We start from the raw sequence: 17,539 nt of genomic DNA on the forward strand, positions 1-17,539 counted from the left end.
ACATCCGTGCGGCGGGGCCCCGTCGTTCTACCGCAGCGGCCCGGTGACCGTCTCCACCGCGGCGACGAGCCGTCCGTCGCGGACGAAGGCGTCCGCCGCCGCGAGGTCGGGCGCGAGGAACCGGTCCGGGCCGGGGCCCTGCACCCCCGCCTTGCGCACGGCCTCGATGACCGCCCGGCTCGCCGGAGCCGGGGTCAGCCCCTCGCGCAGCTCCACACCGCGCGTGGCGGCGTACAGCTCGACGGCGATCACGCGGGTGAGGTTGTCGACGGCGGTGCGCAGCTTGCGGGCCGCGGACCAGCCCATCGACACATGGTCCTCCTGCATCGCGGAGGACGGGATCGAGTCGGCGGACGCCGGTACGGCCAGCCGCTTCAGCTCGCTGACCAGCGCGGCCTGCGTGTACTGGGCGATCATCAGCCCGGAGTCGACGCCGGGGTCGTCCGCGAGGAACGGCGGGAGGCCGTGGCTGCGGTTCTTGTCCAGCAGCCGGTCGGTGCGCCGCTCGGCGATGGAGGCGAGGTCGGCGACGGCGATGGCGAGGAAGTCCAGGACGTAGGCGACCGGCGCGCCGTGGAAGTTGCCGTTGGACTCGACGCGCCCGTCGGGCAGCACCACCGGGTTGTCGACGGCCGAGGCCAGCTCCCGCTCGGCGACGAGCCGGGCGTGCGCCATGGTGTCGCGGCCGGCGCCGGCGACCTGCGGGGCGCAGCGCACCGAGTAGGCGTCCTGGACCCGGGGCGCGTCGTCCTGGTGGTGGCCGGTGAGTTCCGAACCCGCGAGCACGGCCAGCATGTTGGCGGCCGAGGCGCCCTGTCCCGGGTGCGGGCGGATGGCGTGCAGTTCGGGGGCGAGCACCTTGTCGGTGCCGAGCAGCGCCTCCAGGCTGAGCGCGGCCGTGACGTCGGCGGACTTGTAGAGCATGTCGAGGTCGGCAAGGGCCATGACCAGCATGCCGAGCATGCCGTCGGTGCCGTTGAGGAGCGCCAGGCCCTCCTTCTCGCGCAGCTCGACCGGGGCGATGCCGTGCTCGGCGAGCAGTTCGCCGGCGGGCCGTACGGCGCCGTCCGGGCCCTCCGCGTCGCCCTCGCCCATGAGCGTCAGGGCGCAGTGCGAGAGCGGGGCCAGGTCGCCGGAGCAGCCCAGGGAGCCGTACTCGTGCACGACCGGGGTGATGCCGGCGTTCAGGATGTCGGCCATGGTCTGCGCGACCTCGGGCCGGACGCCGGTGTGCCCGGAGCAGACGGTCTTCAGCCGCAGGAACATCAGCGCCCTGACGACCTCGCGCTCGACCCGCGGGCCCATGCCGGCGGCGTGCGAGCGGACGATGTTGCGCTGGAGCTGGGCGCGCAGCTCCGGGCTGATGTGCCGGGTGGCGAGGGCGCCGAACCCGGTGGAGACGCCGTAGACGGGCTCGGGCTTGGCGGCCAGCGCGTCCACGATCCCGCGGGCCGCGGCGAGGGCCGCCACCGCCTCCGCCGAGAGCTCGATGCGGGCGCCGTCGCGCGCCACGGCGAGTACGTCGGACGCGGTCACCCCGGACGTCCCCACCACCACAGTGTGCATATCCATATTCAGGAGCGTACGCAGTGAAGACCGGGATGTCACCAGTGGGTACCCGGTTCACCCCTTACCGATTGGGTCACACCCTCGAGTGATCGGGTCACACCCTCGGCGACCGCCCCCTCAGCGCCGGCCCCTGAACCGCCGCCGCTCGGCCGTCCGCTCGTGGGGCGGCTCGTCGGCGAGGCGCACGACGGGGTCGTCGGGGCCTTCCCGCCCGGCGACCACCGGCCGGGCGGCCCGCACGGCCTTGGCCCGGTACTGGGCGGCGTCGGCCAGCCGGAACAGCCGGCGGGCCGACGTCACGGGCCCGATGGGGTCCTGGGTGGAGGCGACCCCGCAGGCCACGCCCTCGCCGAGCTCCAGCTCGCCGGCCCGGCGGCAGAGGTCGTCGGCGACCTTGACGACGCCGTCGGCGGGCGACCCGACGGCCAGCAGACAGAACTCGTCGCCGCCGAGCCGGGCGGCCAGCGCGCCGGGCAGCATGGCCCCGCACAGCGACAGCACCGACCCGAACCGCTCCAGCAGCCGGTCGCCGACGGCGTGCCCACGGGTGTCGTTGACCCGCTTCAGCCCGTTGAGGTCGCACACGACGAGGCTGACGACGATCCCTTCCACGCGATGCCGCTCGACCGCCTCCTCCAGCCTCACGTCGACGGCGCGGCGGTTCGCCAGACCGGTGAGGGCGTCGGTGAAGGCGAGGCGGCGGGCCTCCTCCAGCCGCTCGGTCTGGGCGAGCCCGGCGGCGACGACGGCGGCGAGGACGGTCGCGAAGTCGGCGTCCGCCCGGTCGAAGACGAGGGTGCCCGCAGGGCGGGCCACGTACAGCTCGCCCCAGGCACGGCCGTGCAGCACGATCGGCGCGACCACGCAGGAGCCCCGGCCCCGTCGGCGCAGCGCCGCGACCCTCTGGTGGCAGTAGCCGGGGCGCCCGGCGGCGGGCCCCTGCGCCGTCTCCACCCAGGCGTTGGGCTCGCCGCCGGCCACCCAGCGCTCGTGCAGGAACTCGGTGATCTCGGGGAACTGGTGCACCGGATAGGCCTCGCCGTCCGGGAACTCGTCCTCGTCGGCGGCCCGGTCCCCCACGTTCACCAGGACGCGCAGCCGCCCGAGGTCCCGCTCCCACACGGAGAGCGCCGCGAAGCCGCCGGTCAGCGCGCGGCAGGCCCCGAGGGCCGCCGCACGCCAGGACTCGCGGGGGGTGTGCGCGGCCGCCATCCCCTGCGCGAGCGCCACCACGGCCTCCAGGCGTCTGTCGTCACCCATCTCCCCAGGCTAGGGACATTCAGCCTGAAAGGGGACACCGAAGGGCCACGGAGAGTGAGAAGCGCACCTCCGCCCGCGTGTCGGGCTCCCGGCCGCCATCCCCTCGCTCACTCACGGGCCCGCCCGCTCGCACCCCCACACCCTCACTCACTCACCGGGCCACTGCGGCTTCCGCTTCTCGTTGAAGGCCGCCACTCCCTCCGCCCGGTCCCCGGAGAAGGCCACCGACCGCCATGCCGCGTCCTCGACCTCGAGCCCGGCCCGCAGGTCCAGCCCCTGCCCCAGGCGCAGCGCCCGCTTCGCCGCCCGCAGCCCCACCGGCGAGTTGCCGCCGATCCTCCCGGCCAGCTCCAGCGCCTCCGTCCGGTCCCGCCCCTCCTCCACCAGGACGTCCACCAGACCCAGTTCCCGCGCCTCGGCCGCCTCCACCCGACGCGCGGTGAAGACCAGCTCGGCCGCCCGGGCCGCCCCCACCCGGCGCGGCAGCAGCTGGGTGCCGCCACCGCCGGGGATCACGCCCACCGACACCTCCGGCAGCCCGACCACGGCCGTGGGGTCGGCCACGATCACGTCGCAGGCCAGCGCCAGTTCGAAGCCGCCGCCCAGCGCGAAGCCGTGTACCGCCGCGACCGTGGGCACCGGAAGCTCCAGCACCCCGGTGTACGCGCCGCGCGTGAGCGGCCTCTGCCGCAGCAGTTCGGCGTCGCTGAGGGAGTTCCGCTCCTTCAGGTCGGCGCCGACGCAGAACGCCCGCTCGTGCGTCGAGGTCAGCACGACCACCCGTACGTCCCGGTCCCCGCCCAGTGCCGCGCACGCCCCGGCGATCGACCGGGCCATGTCGGTGGAGACGGCGTTCATGGCCTTCGGACGGTCGAGGACCAGCTCGGCGACGTGCCCGCCGTCCCCGTGCCGCCGTACGAGGACGAACTCCCCGAACCGCTCCTCGCCCATGACACCGCTCCCGACACCGCTCACGACACCCTCCGGTTAACGCGGGTTAACAACGTTCACCCGATCATCGCAGCCGGGACCGGGAGACGAAAGAGCGGACCGGCTCCCCGCACTCCCACGGTTCGGGCCCCGCCGACCCGTTCGAGTGACATGTCGCCCAACTCCCCCCGCACCGCCCACCGGAGCGCATAACGTGCGTCCGCCCCGGCGCATCGGGGGCGCGACCGCATCGGGGAGGGAACGCGATGACGAGCACGCCGGTGAGCACGTGGACCGAGCACTACGAGACGACTCAGGACGAGTCGGCGGCTGTGGAGGCCGGCGGGCCGTGGGCGCCGCGCCCCCGGGGCCGGCACCGACGTCCCCGCCCCCGCAAGGTGCTGTTCGCCGCCGGCGGCCTGGCGCTGGCCGCCGGGGTGCTGAGCCTCGTCCGGCTGACCCCCGACCCGGGCGCCGCGGCCGGTATCGGCACCGCGGAGGCCGAGCCCCAGCCCGAACCCGTCGCGAGCGCGGAGACCGACATGGGCACGGACACCGGCGTCGACACCGACACCGGCACCGATGCCGACCGCGCCGACCGCTCGGCCGGTCCGGGCACCCCCGTCGCACCCGGCCCGACCGCGCCCAGCGCGATGGGCGGGGCGAGTCCCGCCCCGGCAGCCAGGGGCGGCCTGATCCCGGGCGTCCCCGGTTCACCGACCTCCGTCGCCCTCACCCCGGGCGTCACCTACACCCCGGCCGCGCCCGTACCCCGAGCCCCGGCGCCCCCGAGGACCACCGCCCCGCGGCCCACGTCACCGGCACCCGCGCCCGCCCCGGCCACGGCCGCACCCGCGCCCCAGCCGGAGAAGCCCGCCGATCCGCGTCAGCCCGGCGTCTGCGTTCCCGTCATCGGCCTCTGCGTGGACCCACTGGGCGCTCCCGTGCCGAGGCTCTAGGTGTGCTGTCCCGGGACGTAGCGCCGGCTGCCCGGAGGGCAGGACTCGCGGCGTCATGGCGGTGCCCCGCGCGAGCGCAAGGCGCGGAGTCGCCCTCCTACCGGGTGCACGTGGACGATCCCGACCACGCGGCCGGGGGGCGCCCCTCCGGAGGAGTGCCTGCCGGACGCCCCCACCGGCGGAGTACCTGCCGGCCGCCCCCACCGCGGAGTGCCTGCCGGGCGCCCCAACCGGGGAAGTGCCGGGAGCCCCCACCGGCGGAGTGCCTGCCGGCCGCCCCACCGGCGGAGTGCCTGCCGGGCGTCGCGAGCCGGGCGGGACTTCGCGGACACGGCCCGGCCCCGGGCAGCGCCTATCCGTCGGCGCCGTTGCGTCGGGTCAGCAGCCAGGGTTCGACCACGCCGAGACCACGCACCGGTCGCTGCCACATCGGCTGGAGCGCGAACCGGTACTTCGGCGGCTCCTCGCCCTCCTTCTCCGCGGCGGCCGCCTCCTCCGCCGCCTCGGCCTCCGAGGCCGGGGCGTCGCCGGTGCGGATCAGCTCCTCGGCGAAGGCGCTGTCGACGAGGACGGCGTCACGGGGGGCTATCGACGTCAGCCGCGACGCCAGGTTGACCGTCGTGCCGAAGACATCGCCCATCCGGGTGGTGACCGTGCCGAACGCCATGCCCACGCGCAGTTCGGGCATCGTCTCGTCGTTGCTCATGGTCTCGACGAGGAGCAGCGCGATGTCGGCGGCGATGCCCGCGTCGTCGGCCGCGTACAGCACCTCGTCGCCGAGCGTCTTGATCAGGCGTCCGCCACGGGCGGCGACCAGGTCGGCGGCGGTCGTCTCGAAGGCCTCGACCAGTTCGCCGAGTTCCTCCTCCTCCATCCGCCGGGTCAGCCGGGTGAAGCCGACGAGGTCCGCGAAGGCGACGGCCAGACGCCGGTCGACCATCTCCTCGTCGTCGGCGGCCTGGACGACCCGGCCCGCCGAGGCGGCGAGCTGCCGGCGCCAGACGTAGACGAGGAACTCCTCCAGCTCGGGCAGCAGCAGTTCGACGATGGGATACGTGACCTCGGTGCGGGTCATCCCCGGTTCGGGCGGCTCGGTCAGCCCCTCCAGGAAGGAGTCGATCTGCCACTCCGCCAGACGGGCGGTGGTCTGCCCGGTGGACCGCGCCACCTGCACGGCCATCGCCTCGCTCAGCAGTCCCGCCTCCACGAGGCCGGCCAGGCGCCGCAGGGCGAGGACGTCGGCCTCGGTGAGCGCCCTGGCCTGCCCGATGTCGGCGAAGCCCATGGCACGCCAGAAACGCGACGCCAGCTCCATGGAGACACCGGCGCTGCGGGCGGCCTGAAACGGGGTGTAACGCCGCTCGGCGCCGAGGATGAGCTGTTCGAGGCGCAGGGCCAGAGGATGCGGGTCCTCACCGGGGTCGTCCGGCTCGCCGGGATCGGCGGCCGGCAGGTTTCCCCGGCCGTCCGCGCCCGCGCCGGAGCCCGTGTCGTCGACGGTCACGCCTGCTGCCCTTCCGATCTTCCGCGGTCAGGTATCGACCGGCCTCAACTCTACGGCAGGTGTGCGCCAGCTCACTCCGTTCCGTTCGACCGGGGTACGAGGCCCGGCGTTCACGTCACGCCGGCCTCAGGTGCACGATGTCTCCCGCCCCCACCGGCTCCTGTACCCCTTCCTTCGTGGCGATCACAAGCCGTCCGTCCCCGTCGACCGCGACCGCCTCGCCGACGATCGACCGGTCCCCCGGCAGCTCGGCCCGTACCGTTCGTCCCAGCGTCGCGCACCCGGCCGCGTACGTCTCCTGGAGACCGCTCGCCTCGGGGTCGCCGCCCGCAGCCCGCCAGCGCCCGTACCACTCCTCCAGCGATCGCAGGACGCCCCGCAGCAGCGGGTCCCGGTCCGTGTTCGCCGCGCCGGCCAGGGCCAGCGACCCCGCCAGGGGCACCGGGAGCTCGTCCGCCCGCAGGGTGACGTTGAGGCCGACGCCGACCACCACCGCCTCGGGCCCGGCCCGCTCCGCGAGGATGCCGCCGGCCTTGCGTTCCTCTCCCCCGACGGTCACCAGGAGGTCGTTGGGCCACTTGAGTGCCGTGTCGACGCCGGCCGCCCGGGACAGCCCCGTCGCCACGGCGACCCCGGTGAGCAGCGGCAGCCAGCCCCAGCGGGCCACCGGCACGTCGTCCGGGGTGAGCAGAACGGAGAAGAACAGCCCGGAGCGCGGGGGCGCCGTCCACCGGCGGTCCAGCCGGCCGCGTCCCGAGGTCTGCTCCTCGGCGACGAGGACCGCGCCTTCGGCCGCCTTGCCCGCAGCGGCCGCCGCCACCAGGTCGGAGTTGGTGGACCCGGTGCTCTGCACCACGTCCACCTGCGACCACAGCCCGCCCTCCCGTACCAGCGCCCGGCGCAGTGCCTGGGCGTTGAGGGGCGGACGGTCCAGATCGGACCACCGGCTGCCGCCGGCGTCTGCTGCATCTCGCGGTGTCATGCAAGCCACCCTAGGTGTGTTGAATGCCGCACTGCCGATCCCCAGGGCCAGCACTACTCTACGGATGAGTAACCGTCCCCCCTTTTGAGCAGGCAGGGAGCCACATCCCGATGTCCGAGCCGGAAGAGCGCCACGAGATCCCAGGGATCGACATCCACACGACCGCGGGCAAGCTCGCGGATCTCCAGCGCCGCATCCAGGAAGCGACGCACGCCGGTTCGGAGCGTGCCGTCGAGAAGCAGCACGCCAAGGGCAAGCTGACGGCCCGTGAGCGAATCGAACTGCTTCTCGACGAGGGCTCCTTCGTCGAGTTGGACGAGTTCGCCCGACACCGTTCCACCAACTTCGGCCTGGACAAGAACCGCCCGTACGGAGACGGCGTCGTCACCGGTTACGGCACGGTCGACGGCCGTCCGGTCGCCGTCTTCTCCCAGGACTTCACGGTCTTCGGCGGTGCCCTCGGCGAGGTGTACGGCCAGAAGATCGTCAAGGTCATGGACTTCGCGCTGAAGACCGGCTGCCCGGTCATCGGCATCAACGACTCCGGCGGCGCCCGCATCCAGGAGGGTGTCGCGTCCCTGGGCGCCTACGGCGAGATCTTCCGCCGCAACACCCATGCGTCCGGCGTGATCCCGCAGATCAGCCTGGTCGTCGGCCCGTGCGCGGGGGGCGCGGTGTACTCCCCCGCGATCACCGACTTCACGGTGATGGTGGACCAGACGTCGCACATGTTCATCACCGGTCCCGACGTCATCAAGACGGTCACCGGCGAGGACGTCGGCTTCGAGGAGCTGGGCGGCGCGCGCACCCACAACTCGGTGTCGGGCGTGGCGCACCACATGGCCGGCGACGAGAAGGACGCCGTCGAGTACGTCAAGCAGCTGCTGTCGTACCTGCCGTCCAACAACCTCAGCGAGGCCCCGGTGTTCCCGGAGGAGGCGGACCTGTCCGTCACCGACGAGGACCTGGAGCTCGACACGATCGTCCCGGACAGCGCGAACCAGCCGTACGACATGCACACGGTGATCGAACACGTGCTGGACGACGCCGAGTTCTTCGAGACGCAGGCGCTGTTCGCGCCGAACATCCTCACCGGTTACGGCCGGGTCGAGGGCCACCCCGTCGGCATCGTCGCCAACCAGCCGATGCAGTTCGCGGGCTGTCTGGACATCACGGCCTCCGAGAAGGCGGCCCGCTTCGTCCGCACCTGCGACGCCTTCAACATCCCGGTCATCACGTTCGTGGACGTGCCCGGGTTCCTGCCCGGCGTCGACCAGGAGCACGACGGCATCATCCGCCGCGGCGCCAAGCTGATCTACGCCTACGCCGAGGCCACCGTCCCGCTGATCACCGTCATCACCCGCAAGGCCTTCGGCGGCGCCTACGACGTCATGGGCTCCAAGCACCTGGGCGCGGACCTCAACCTGGCCTGGCCGACCGCCCAGATCGCCGTCATGGGCGCCCAGGGCGCGGTCAACATCCTGCACCGCCGCACGATCGCGGAGGCGGCGGCGAGCGGTGAGGATCTGGAGGCGGTGCGGGCCCGGCTGATCCGGGAGTACGAGGACGCCCTCCTCAACCCGTACGTCGCGGCCGAGCGCGGCTACGTCGACTCGGTGATCATGCCGTCCGACACCCGCCGGCACATCGTGCGCGGCCTGCGTCAACTGCGCACCAAGCGGGAATCCCTCCCTCCGAAGAAGCACGGCAACATCCCCCTCTAGGAGCCGTCATGACGATCAAGGTCGTACGGGGCAACCCGACGCCCGAGGAGCTCGCCGCCGCCCTGGCGGTGGTCCGAGCCCGCGCCGCGGCGGCAGCGTCCACACCGTCCGGCGCGGAAACCCCGAGGGACGCGTGGTCCGACCCGTCCCGCATCGCGGGGCAGCGCCTGCCGCACCCCGGCCAGGCGTCCTGGACCCGCACCTACTGGCCCAGCTGAGGGGCGATCCTCCCGAGGCGCGCAGGGGCAGCCGATCCGCTCTCAGGGCGCGGCAAACCGCGCGGCACCCCCACCGGCCCGCAGCCGACGAACAACCGAACATCCGGTGAACGGCTGCGGGCCCACAACTTGAGTACGGGTACTCAGGCGCGGGCCCCCGGCCACGCCCCACGCTGGTGGCATGCTGTGGTCCGACCCTGAGAACGAGCCCCCCGAGGAACTCCGCGAGATGCAGGAAACCCTGCGGAGACTCGGCCTCTTCCTCGCGTTGGCCATGGTGATAGCGATGATCGTGCTGGGTCTCAGGTAGAGCGCGCCGCGCCGCTAGGCTGACCACATGCGCCGACTCGTCCTCGCCTCCCAGTCCCCCGCCCGACTGAACCTGCTGCGCCAGGCGGGCCTGACCCCCGAGGTCATCGTCAGCGGCGTGGACGAGGACGCCGTCACCGCCCCCACCCCGGCCGAGCTGGCGCTCGCCCTTGCCGAGGCCAAGGCCTCCGTGGTGGCCGCGAAGCCCGAGGTCAAGGGCGCGCTGGTGATCGGCTGCGACTCGGTGCTCGACCTGGACGGCGAGGCGCTGGGCAAGCCCTCGGACGCCGTGGAGGCCCTCGCGCGCTGGAAGGCGATGCGCGGCCGGGCCGGGACGCTCCAGACCGGCCACTGCGTCTACGACACCCTCAGCGGGCGCTACGCCTCCGCGACCGCCTCCACCGTCGTCCGCTTCGGCGAGCCGACGGACGAGGAGATCGCGGCGTACGTCGCCTCGGGTGAGCCGCTCCACGTCGCCGGGGCGTTCACCCTCGACGGCCGCTCGGCCCCGTTCATCGACGGCATCGACGGCGACCACGGCAACGTCATCGGCATCAGCCTGCCCCTCGTGCGCCGACTGCTGGCGCAACTGGGCGTCGGCATCACGGAGTTGTGGGCGCCGTCGGAGGCGTGACCGGCGCCGGCGCCACCGGCGGGCCGCCGCCGTCGCCCTTGCTGTCCTGGGGCTGCTCGGCGGCAGGCCGCTCCTGGGCGTCGTACGTCATCAGGAGCAGCACGATCAGGGTGAGCACGACCACCATGAACAGGAACTGCGTCCAGCCCAGCAGGCCCCACGCGAAGGCGCCCAGCAGGCCGTGCACGACCGCGACGCTGATCAGCAGCACCCGGCCGAGCCCGGCGGGCGCACGGTCGCGCAGGGCCACCAGCAGGGCCACCACGGCGCACAGGGCGAAGTAGAGGCCGAAGAGGATCCCGCCGACCTTCGAGGACGTCGACATGACGTCCGGGTCCAGACCGGCCAGGGACATGTCCTGCCGGTCCACCACGACGCCCATGAACCAGTTCAGCGCGGCGACGCCGAGCGCCTCCGCGAAGAGCACGACCGCCACGATCCATGCCACCGGTCTGCGCACCACCGGTCCCCACCCACTTTCGACCCCGACCCGAGCAAGCGTGTTGCCGCCTCACGTACGTTCGAGACACCCCGAACGCTACTAACGGGTAAACGGCGGGACAAGGGTTTCGCGCGCGGCAAAGAATCATTGGGCCATTCGTAGGGACTCCACAAAGAAACGGAGTGTGCCGCAGCACGCCCTCACAGAGACCTTGACCACATCGGAGGGCTAGGGTTTGCCGGAGGAGTGCTGCGTACGGCGGTACTACAAGGGATTTCGCGGTCGAGTGAGCCTGGCATCACGCTCCGTGTGGGCAAGCTCACCTTTGGGGACGGGTCGAATAGGCGTGTCGGCAGTCCCTAAACTCGGCTTGTTTCAAGGAGGGAGCCTCAATCGTGCGCAAGGTGCTCATCGCCAACCGTGGCGAAATCGCAGTCCGCGTGGCCCGGGCGTGCCGGGATGCCGGTATCGCGAGCGTGGCCGTATATGCCGACCCGGACCGGGACGCTCTGCATGTCCGCGCAGCGGATGAGGCGTTCGCCCTGGGCGGTGACACTCCTGCGACCAGCTATCTCGACATCGAGAAGGTGCTGAACGCGGCGCGGGAGTCCGAAGCCGACGCCATCCATCCCGGCTACGGCTTCCTCTCGGAGAACGCCGACTTCGCGCAGGCGGTCCTGGACGCGGGCCTGATCTGGATCGGCCCGCCCCCGCAGGCCATCCGCGACCTCGGCGACAAGGTCGCCGCCCGGCACATCGCCCAGCGGGCCGGCGCGCCCCTGGTCGCCGGTACGCCCGACCCGGTGTCCGGCGCCGACGAGGTCGTCGCCTTCGCCCGGGAACACGGCCTGCCGATCGCGATCAAGGCCGCCTTCGGCGGCGGCGGTCGCGGCCTGAAGGTCGCCCGGACGCTGGAAGAAGTCCCCGAGTTGTACGACTCGGCCGTCCGCGAGGCGGTCGCCGCGTTCGGCCGGGGCGAGTGCTTCGTCGAGCGGTACCTGGACAAGCCCCGGCACGTGGAGACCCAGTGCCTGGCCGACAGCCACGGCAACGTGGTCGTCGTGTCGACCCGTGACTGCTCGCTCCAGCGCCGCCACCAGAAGCTGGTCGAGGAGGCTCCGGCGCCGTTCCTCTCCGAGGCGCAGGTCGCCGAGCTGTACTCCTCCTCGAAGGCCATCCTGAAGGAGGCCGGCTACGTCGGCGCGGGCACCGTCGAGTTCCTCGTCGGCGTCGACGGCACGATCTCCTTCCTCGAGGTCAACACGCGCCTCCAGGTCGAGCACCCGGTGACCGAGGAGGTCGCCGGCATCGACCTGGTGCGGGAGATGTTCCGCATCGCCGACGGCGAGGAGCTCGGCTACGGCGACCCGGAGCTGCGCGGTCACTCCTTCGAGTTCCGGATCAACGGCGAGGACCCGGGCCGGGGCTTCCTGCCGGCTCCCGGCACCGTCACCACGTTCGCCGCACCGTCCGGCCCGGGCGTGCGGCTGGACGCCGGCGTCGAGTCCGGCTCCGTCATCGGCCCGGCGTGGGACTCGCTCCTCGCCAAGCTGATCGTCACCGGAGCCACGCGTGAGCAGGCGCTCCAGCGGGCGTCCCGCGCGCTGGAGGAGTTCCAGGTCGAGGGCATGGCCACGGCCATCCCGTTCCACCGCGCGGTGGTCACGGACCCGGCGTTCGCCCCGGAACTCACCGGCTCCGACGCACCGTTCACGGTCCACACCCGGTGGATCGAGACCGAGTTCGTCAACGAGATCCCCGCCTTCGCGGCCCCGGCCGACACCGAGGCCGAGGACGACACGGACCGCGAGACGATCGTGGTCGAGGTCGGCGGCAAGCGGCTGGAGGTCTCCCTCCCGTCCTCGCTCGGCATGAGCCTGGCCCGCACGGGCCTCGCGGCGGGCGCCAAGCCCAAGCGCCGCGCGGCCAAGAAGTCCGGTCCCATGGCCTCCGGCGACACCCTCGCCTCCCCGATGCAGGGCACCATCGTCAAGGTGGCCGTCGAGGAGGGCCAGGAGGTCAAGGAGGGCGACCTGATCGTCGTCCTCGAAGCGATGAAGATGGAACAGCCCCTGAACGCGCACCGCTCCGGCACCGTCAAGGGCCTGGCCGCGGAGGTCGGCGCGTCCATCACCTCGGGCGCCGCGATCTGCGAGATCAAGGACTGACCTCAGGGATCACCCGTGTCGAGGCGCCCGGCCCCCGGGCGCCTCGCCGCGTTCAGAGCCTCTGTCGGCGGCGGTGCGCAGCTCGCGGACCGCGGCCCGTCCAGCCCACCCGGCCCATCAAACCCACCCGGCCCAGCCAGCCCGTCCGGTGTTTGAGGACGAGGCCCGTTCAGGGCCGGACGGGGGTCTGGGGGTGGAGCCCCCGGGTCACCCGTGCCGACGACCGCCCGAGGTCAACGGCGGCGCATGTCCGCGACCCGAGCCCGCTCCCCGCCAGGGGTCTCACCCAGCATCGAGGCCGCCCGCAAGCCCGCGGCGGCGCCCGGCACCTGCCCCCGCCGCGGCGCGGGCAACGGCACGTCCCGACGATGCTGCTGATGGCGCGCCGGGACCGCATCACCCCCCGGGCTCCCCGACGCCCCGGCCACGGCGATCTGCACCCCCTGGTCCGCCAGGGCCTGCAACTCGGTGGCGGCCCGGTCGTCGTGCGCGGGCGGCTCGTCGGTCACCAGGCGGGTGATGACGTCCGTGGGCACGGTCTGGAACATGGTGTCCGTGCCCAGCTTGGTGTGGTCGGCGAGGACGACGACCTCGGCCGCGGCCTGCACCAGCGCCCGGTCCACGGACGCCGACAGCATGTTGGACGTGGACAGCCCGCGCTCCGCGGTCAGTCCGCTCCCGGAGATGAAGGCCCGCGACACTCTGAGTCCCTGGAGGGACTGCTCGGCGCCGCTCCCCACGAGGGCGTAGTTGGAACCGCGCAGGGTGCCGCCGGTCATCACGACCTCGACCCGGTTGGCATGGGCCAACGCCTGGGCGACGAGCAGGGAGTTGGTGACGACGGTCAGTCCGGGCACCCGGGCGAGCCGGCGGGCCAGCTCCTGTGTGGTGGTGCCCGCCCCGACCACGATGGCCTCGCCCTCTTCGACGAAGTTGGCGGCGAGGTCCGCGATGGCGGTCTTTTCGGCGGTCGCGAGATGGGATTTCTGCGGAAAGCCGGATTCTCGCGTGAACCCACCCGGCAATACCGCACCGCCGTGTCGGCGGTCGAGGAGTCCTTCTGCCTCCAGTGCGCGCACGTCCCGCCGTACGGTCACTTCGGAGGTCTGGACGACGCGGGCGAGCTCACGGAGCGACACGGCCCCGTTCGCTCGCACCATTTCGAGGATCAATTGACGACGTTCTGCAGCGAACACGAAACTGACAGTAACGCGGACGACCGTCTGCTTTCAGCTCTTTGCGCCGAATAGTAGAAGTTGTTCGCACAGAGGGACGGGGAGTGGTATAGGGCGCAGTTCCGGCGCCCATGGCTCCCGCACGTCCGGCAACCCGGCGACGACCCACCGTCAACTCCCGGTGACCGGCGGGGAGTCGAAACCGGCCGTCAGCCCTCGTCCGCCGTCTTCCGGGTGTGCAGCTGTCGCGCCACCTCCGCGATCGACCCGGAAAGGGACGGGTACACGGTGAACGCGTTCGCGATCTGTTCGACCGTCAGATTGTTGTCGACGGCGATCGAGATGGGGTGGATCAGTTCCGAGGCGCGCGGCGCCACGACCACACCGCCGACGACGATCCCGGTGCCGGGCCGGCAGAAGATCTTGACGAAGCCGTCGCGGATGCCCTGCATCTTGGCGCGCGGGTTGCGCAGCAGCGGCAGCTTGACGACCCGGGCGTCGATCCTGCCGCCGTCCACGTCGGCCTGGCTGTAGCCGACGGTGGCGATCTCGGGGTCGGTGAAGACGTTCGAGGAGACGGTCTTCAGGTTGAGCGGGGCCACCGCGTCGCCGAGGAAGTGGTACATGGCGATCCGGCCCTGCATGGCCGCGACGGAGGCCAGCGCGAAGATGCCGGTCACGTCACCGGCCGCGTACACACCGGGGGCGGTGGTCCGGGAGACCTTGTCGGTCCAGATGTGGCCCGACTCGCGGACCTTGACGCCCGCCTCCTCCAGTCCCATCCCCTCGCTGTTGGGAATGGCGCCGACCGCCATGAGGCAGTGCGAGCCGGTGATGACCCGGCCGTCGGACAGGGTGACCTCGACGCGGTCGCCGACCCGCTTGGCGGACTCGGCGCGCGAGCGGGCCATGACGTTCATGCCGCGGCGCCGGAAGACGTCCTCGAGGACGGCGGCGGCGTCCGGGTCCTCGCCGGGCAGCACGCGGTCGCGGGAGGACACGAGGGTGACCTTGGAACCGAGGGCCTGGTAGGCGCCGGCGAACTCCGCGCCCGTCACACCCGAGCCGACCACGATGAGCTCATCGGGGAGCTCGCCGAGGTCGTAGACCTGGGTCCAGTTCAGGATGCGCTCGCCGTCGGGCTGGGCGTCCGGCAGCTCGCGCGGGTGGGCGCCGGTGGCGAGCAGGACGGCGTCGGCGGTGAGGGTCTCCTCGGTGCCGTCGGCGGCGCTGACCACGACCTTGCGCGAGCCGTCGAGGGCCTGCATGCCCTCCAGCCGGCCGCGGCCGCGCAGGACCCGCGCGCCGGCCCGGGTGACGGAGGCGGTGATGTCGTGCGACTGGGCGAGCGCGAGCCGCTTCACCCGGCGGTTGACCTTGCCGAGGTCCACCCCGACGACCCGGGCCGCCTGCTCCAGCGGCGGCGTGTCGTCGGCCACGATGATCCCCAGCTCCTCGTACGAGGAGTCGAAGGTGGTCATCACCTCGGCCGTGGCGATCAGGGTCTTCGACGGCACGCAGTCGGTCAGCACCGACGCTCCGCCCAGACCGTCGCAGTCGACGACGGTCACCTCCGCGCCGAGCTGCGCGGCCACCAGCGCCGCCTCATAGCCGCCGGGTCCGCCACCGATGATCACGATCCGAGTCACGTACTCCATTGTCCCGCACGGGCGTCGGTGGTACTGCCCCGGGGGGCCCGCGGGGCCGCCACTGTTACGAGAGTGACGCGTGCGCGCGCTGCCGTACTCTCCTTGCATGTCGCTCTACGCCGCGTACGCCGGCAACCTCGACGCGCGGCTGATGTCCCGCCGCGCTCCCCACTCGCCTCTGCGCGCCACCGGCTGGCTGAACGGGTGGCGGCTGACGTTCGGCGGCGAGCAGCTGGGCTGGGAGGGCGCGCTGGCCACGGTCGCCGAGGACACGGTGGACCCCGGCGCGCAGGTCTTCGTGGCGCTGTACGACGTCGCCCCCATGGACGAGGACTCCCTGGACCGCTGGGAGGGCGTCGGCCTCGGCATCTACCGGCGCGCCCGGGTGCGGGTGCAGACGCTGGAGGGGGAGGAGTCCGCCTGGATGTTCGTGCTGAACGGCTACGAGGGCGGACTGCCCGCCGCCCGCTACCTGGGCGAGATCGCCGACGCGGCGGAATCCGCCGGAGCTCCACACGATTACGTGATGGAGCTGCGCAAGCGGCCCTGCTGAGCGCGGCCGACTCCGGACTCGGTGAGCGTCGGCACACGAACGGGAGAGCGCGATGACCGGCAGGACCGCGTACACCGTCTTCTACACGGAGCAGGCGGCAGCGGCGCGCGACCGGCTGGACGAGCCGCAGCGGGCCGCGTTCGAGAAGGGCATCATGATGCTCGCCGCGGATCCGTTTCCCGCCCTGTCCCGGCCCGTAAGCTCCACCGGTGACGACCGGACGATCCGGCTGACCCGGAACATCCTCGTCGAGTACACGGTCAGCGTCGGCAGGCTACTGATCTTCATCGTCGAGGTCTTCGACGACACGGACATCTTCGTCACGGGCGAGTGATCGTCCCGGCTCCCTTCGTTGGAAACGACAAGACAACGATCGCCATCCCGTTGGCCCAGTCATCTACGCGCGTAGGCCCGAACCGGCTACCCTCAGTCGCGTGAACGCATCTCTTCTCCCGGACGACATCCAGGGCGACCCCCACGCCGCCGCCGACGCCGCCGCCTCGCGGCTGCGCGAACTGACCGGCGCCGAGACCCACGACGTCGCCCTCGTGATGGGCTCCGGCTGGGCACCGGCCGTCGACGCGCTGGGCGCTCCCGACGCCGAGTTCCTGGTCACCGAGCTGCCCGGTTTCCCGCCGCCCGCGGTCGAGGGCCACGGGGGCAAGATCCGCTCGTACCAGATCGGCGCGAAGCGGGCGCTGGTCTTCCTGGGCCGTACGCACTACTACGAGGGCCGCGGCGTCGCCGCCGTCGCCCACGGAGTCCGTACGGCGGTGGCGGCCGGCTGCAAGACGATCGTGCTGACGAACGGCTGCGGCGGTCTGCGGGAGGGCATGCGTCCCGGGCAGCCGGTGCTGATCAGCGACCACATCAACCTCACGGCGACGTCCCCCATCCTCGGCGCGAACTTCGTGGACCTGACGGACCTCTACTCCCCGCGGCTGCGCACTCTCTGCAAGGAGATCGACGCCACGCTGGAGGAGGGGGTCTACGCCCAGTTCCCCGGCCCGCACTACGAGACGCCGGCCGAGATCCGCATGGCCCGGACCATCGGAGCGGACCTGGTCGGCATGTCCACGGTGCTGGAAGCCATCGCGGCGCGCGAGGCGGGGGCCGAGGTGCTCGGCATCTCCCTGGTGACCAACCTCGCCGCCGGCATGACCGGGGAACCGCTGAACCACGAGGAGGTCCTCCAGGCGGGGCGGGACTCGGCGACACGCATGGGCTCCCTGCTGGCGCAGGTGCTCGGCCGGCTGTAGCAGCGGCCCCTTCGCGGCCCCGGTCCCTGCGACCCGGCCCGTCCGGGGTTCGCCCCTCCCGGGGAGGTCCCACGGCGGGGACGGTCCCCGGCGAGGAGGTCCCCCGGTGAGACCCCTCGGCGGAGGAGGCCCCGGATGGGGAGGTCCCCCGTCGAAGGAGGCCACCCGTGAGGATCCCGGTGAGGAGGTCCCCCACGGAGGAGG

At 72.6% G+C, this 17,539-nt stretch carries 17 protein-coding genes; 9 read left to right on the forward strand and 8 right to left on the reverse strand.

Going from position 1 to position 17,539, the window contains the following annotated elements; genetic code table 11:
• Nucleotides 1–27: 27 nt before the first annotated feature.
• The 3 genes from hutH to ACIPFH_RS10265 all read right to left on the reverse strand — a co-directional run bounded on the left by hutH (nt 28) and on the right by ACIPFH_RS10265 (nt 3,780).
• Nucleotides 28–1,566: a histidine ammonia-lyase gene (gene hutH / locus ACIPFH_RS10255; RefSeq protein WP_401825131.1), complete on the reverse strand. Its 1,539-nt coding sequence runs from the start codon at nt 1,564–1,566 to the stop codon at nt 28–30.
• Nucleotides 1,567–1,686: 120 nt separating this feature from the next.
• Nucleotides 1,687–2,829 (reverse strand): diguanylate cyclase domain-containing protein, encoded by a 1,143-nt coding sequence (locus ACIPFH_RS10260; protein ID WP_401824804.1) that lies wholly within the window; start codon nt 2,827–2,829, stop codon nt 1,687–1,689.
• 147 nt (nt 2,830–2,976) lie between these two features.
• Nucleotides 2,977–3,780 carry an enoyl-CoA hydratase/isomerase family protein gene (locus tag ACIPFH_RS10265; protein ID WP_401825132.1) on the reverse strand — a complete coding sequence of 268 codons (804 nt, stop codon included), beginning with the start codon at nt 3,778–3,780 and terminating at the stop codon, nt 2,977–2,979.
• A gap of 245 nt (nt 3,781–4,025) precedes the next feature.
• Here ACIPFH_RS10265 and ACIPFH_RS10270 point away from each other — a divergent pair, with 245 nt between their 5' ends.
• On the forward strand, nt 4,026–4,718 hold the full coding sequence (locus ACIPFH_RS10270; protein WP_401824806.1) for a hypothetical protein: 693 nt from the start codon (nt 4,026–4,028) through the stop codon (nt 4,716–4,718).
• A 352-nt stretch (nt 4,719–5,070) separates the two neighbouring features.
• Here ACIPFH_RS10270 and ACIPFH_RS10275 read toward each other — a convergent pair whose 3' ends face one another.
• Both ACIPFH_RS10275 and ACIPFH_RS10280 read right to left on the reverse strand, forming a co-directional pair.
• Nucleotides 5,071–6,222 carry an adenylate/guanylate cyclase domain-containing protein gene (locus ACIPFH_RS10275; RefSeq protein WP_356249046.1) on the reverse strand — a complete coding sequence of 384 codons (1,152 nt, stop codon included), beginning with the start codon at nt 6,220–6,222 and terminating at the stop codon, nt 5,071–5,073.
• Between the two features lie 115 nt (nt 6,223–6,337).
• Nucleotides 6,338–7,204: a biotin--[acetyl-CoA-carboxylase] ligase gene (locus tag ACIPFH_RS10280; protein WP_401824807.1), complete on the reverse strand. Its 867-nt coding sequence runs from the start codon at nt 7,202–7,204 to the stop codon at nt 6,338–6,340.
• A gap of 110 nt (nt 7,205–7,314) precedes the next feature.
• Here ACIPFH_RS10280 and ACIPFH_RS10285 point away from each other — a divergent pair, with 110 nt between their 5' ends.
• From ACIPFH_RS10285 to ACIPFH_RS10300, 4 genes are all read left to right on the forward strand, one after another.
• Nucleotides 7,315–8,928, forward strand: coding sequence for an acyl-CoA carboxylase subunit beta (locus ACIPFH_RS10285; protein ID WP_356255560.1), 1,614 nt, complete (start codon nt 7,315–7,317; stop codon nt 8,926–8,928).
• 8 nt (nt 8,929–8,936) lie between these two features.
• Nucleotides 8,937–9,146, forward strand: a complete 210-nt coding sequence (locus ACIPFH_RS10290) for an acyl-CoA carboxylase epsilon subunit (RefSeq protein ID WP_356255563.1) — start codon at nt 8,937–8,939, stop codon at nt 9,144–9,146.
• Nucleotides 9,147–9,327: 181 nt separating this feature from the next.
• Nucleotides 9,328–9,456 carry a morphogenic membrane protein MmpB gene (gene mmpB / locus ACIPFH_RS10295; protein WP_355706601.1) on the forward strand — a complete coding sequence of 43 codons (129 nt, stop codon included), beginning with the start codon at nt 9,328–9,330 and terminating at the stop codon, nt 9,454–9,456.
• A 27-nt stretch (nt 9,457–9,483) separates the two neighbouring features.
• Entirely contained in the window at nt 9,484–10,089 is a 606-nt protein-coding gene (locus ACIPFH_RS10300; RefSeq protein WP_401824809.1) for a Maf family protein, read from the forward strand.
• On the opposite strand, the gene ACIPFH_RS10305 is transcribed toward ACIPFH_RS10300, so the two are convergent.
• Entirely contained in the window at nt 10,058–10,552 is a 495-nt protein-coding gene (locus ACIPFH_RS10305) for a hypothetical protein (protein WP_401824811.1), read from the reverse strand. The two genes, ACIPFH_RS10300 and ACIPFH_RS10305, sit on opposite strands and share 32 nt — an antisense overlap.
• A 374-nt stretch (nt 10,553–10,926) precedes the next feature.
• Between ACIPFH_RS10305 and ACIPFH_RS10310 the strand changes: the two genes are divergently transcribed.
• The gene (locus tag ACIPFH_RS10310) at nt 10,927–12,699 is read left to right on the forward strand and encodes an acetyl/propionyl/methylcrotonyl-CoA carboxylase subunit alpha (RefSeq protein WP_401824812.1); all 1,773 of its coding nucleotides are present in this window, start codon (nt 10,927–10,929) and stop codon (nt 12,697–12,699) included.
• 233 nt (nt 12,700–12,932) lie between these two features.
• Here ACIPFH_RS10310 and ACIPFH_RS10315 read toward each other — a convergent pair whose 3' ends face one another.
• Both ACIPFH_RS10315 and ACIPFH_RS10320 read right to left on the reverse strand, forming a co-directional pair.
• A complete protein-coding gene (locus ACIPFH_RS10315; protein WP_401824813.1) occupies nt 12,933–13,895 on the reverse strand; it encodes a DeoR/GlpR family DNA-binding transcription regulator in 963 nt (320 codons plus the stop codon).
• A 188-nt stretch (nt 13,896–14,083) separates the two neighbouring features.
• The gene (locus ACIPFH_RS10320; protein ID WP_401824815.1) at nt 14,084–15,532 is read right to left on the reverse strand and encodes an NAD(P)H-quinone dehydrogenase; all 1,449 of its coding nucleotides are present in this window, start codon (nt 15,530–15,532) and stop codon (nt 14,084–14,086) included.
• Between the two features lie 97 nt (nt 15,533–15,629).
• On the opposite strand from ACIPFH_RS10320, the gene ACIPFH_RS10325 reads away from it, so the two are divergent.
• From ACIPFH_RS10325 to ACIPFH_RS10335, 3 genes are all read left to right on the forward strand, one after another.
• The gene (locus ACIPFH_RS10325) at nt 15,630–16,076 is read left to right on the forward strand and encodes a gamma-glutamylcyclotransferase (protein WP_401824816.1); all 447 of its coding nucleotides are present in this window, start codon (nt 15,630–15,632) and stop codon (nt 16,074–16,076) included.
• A gap of 52 nt (nt 16,077–16,128) precedes the next feature.
• Nucleotides 16,129–16,410: a type II toxin-antitoxin system RelE/ParE family toxin gene (locus ACIPFH_RS10330; RefSeq protein WP_401824817.1), complete on the forward strand. Its 282-nt coding sequence runs from the start codon at nt 16,129–16,131 to the stop codon at nt 16,408–16,410.
• Between the two features lie 100 nt (nt 16,411–16,510).
• Complete coding sequence (locus tag ACIPFH_RS10335) at nt 16,511–17,335, forward strand: purine-nucleoside phosphorylase (RefSeq protein ID WP_401824818.1); 825 nt, start codon at nt 16,511–16,513, stop codon at nt 17,333–17,335.
• The last annotated feature ends 204 nt before the right edge of the window (nt 17,336–17,539 follow it).

The sequence above is a fragment of the Streptomyces sp. NPDC088157 genome, from assembly GCF_044741545.1.
Taxonomy (GTDB): Bacteria; Actinomycetota; Actinomycetes; order Streptomycetales; family Streptomycetaceae; genus Streptomyces.

Coding starts and splice junctions, on each gene's coding strand:
- hutH (WP_401825131.1), bottom strand. CDS start 1,566: ATGCACACTGTGGTGGTGGGGACGTCCGGGGTGACCGCGTCCGACGTA.
- ACIPFH_RS10260 (WP_401824804.1), bottom strand. CDS start 2,829: ATGGGTGACGACAGACGCCTGGAGGCCGTGGTGGCGCTCGCGCAGGGG.
- ACIPFH_RS10265 (WP_401825132.1), bottom strand. CDS start 3,780: ATGGGCGAGGAGCGGTTCGGGGAGTTCGTCCTCGTACGGCGGCACGGG.
- ACIPFH_RS10270 (WP_401824806.1), top strand. CDS start 4,026: ATGACGAGCACGCCGGTGAGCACGTGGACCGAGCACTACGAGACGACT.
- ACIPFH_RS10280 (WP_401824807.1), bottom strand. CDS start 7,204: ATGACACCGCGAGATGCAGCAGACGCCGGCGGCAGCCGGTGGTCCGAT.
- ACIPFH_RS10285 (WP_356255560.1), top strand. CDS start 7,315: ATGTCCGAGCCGGAAGAGCGCCACGAGATCCCAGGGATCGACATCCAC.
- ACIPFH_RS10290 (WP_356255563.1), top strand. CDS start 8,937: ATGACGATCAAGGTCGTACGGGGCAACCCGACGCCCGAGGAGCTCGCC.
- mmpB (WP_355706601.1), top strand. CDS start 9,328: ATGCTGTGGTCCGACCCTGAGAACGAGCCCCCCGAGGAACTCCGCGAG.
- ACIPFH_RS10300 (WP_401824809.1), top strand. CDS start 9,484: ATGCGCCGACTCGTCCTCGCCTCCCAGTCCCCCGCCCGACTGAACCTG.
- ACIPFH_RS10320 (WP_401824815.1), bottom strand. CDS start 15,532: ATGGAGTACGTGACTCGGATCGTGATCATCGGTGGCGGACCCGGCGGC.
- ACIPFH_RS10325 (WP_401824816.1), top strand. CDS start 15,630: ATGTCGCTCTACGCCGCGTACGCCGGCAACCTCGACGCGCGGCTGATG.
- ACIPFH_RS10330 (WP_401824817.1), top strand. CDS start 16,129: ATGACCGGCAGGACCGCGTACACCGTCTTCTACACGGAGCAGGCGGCA.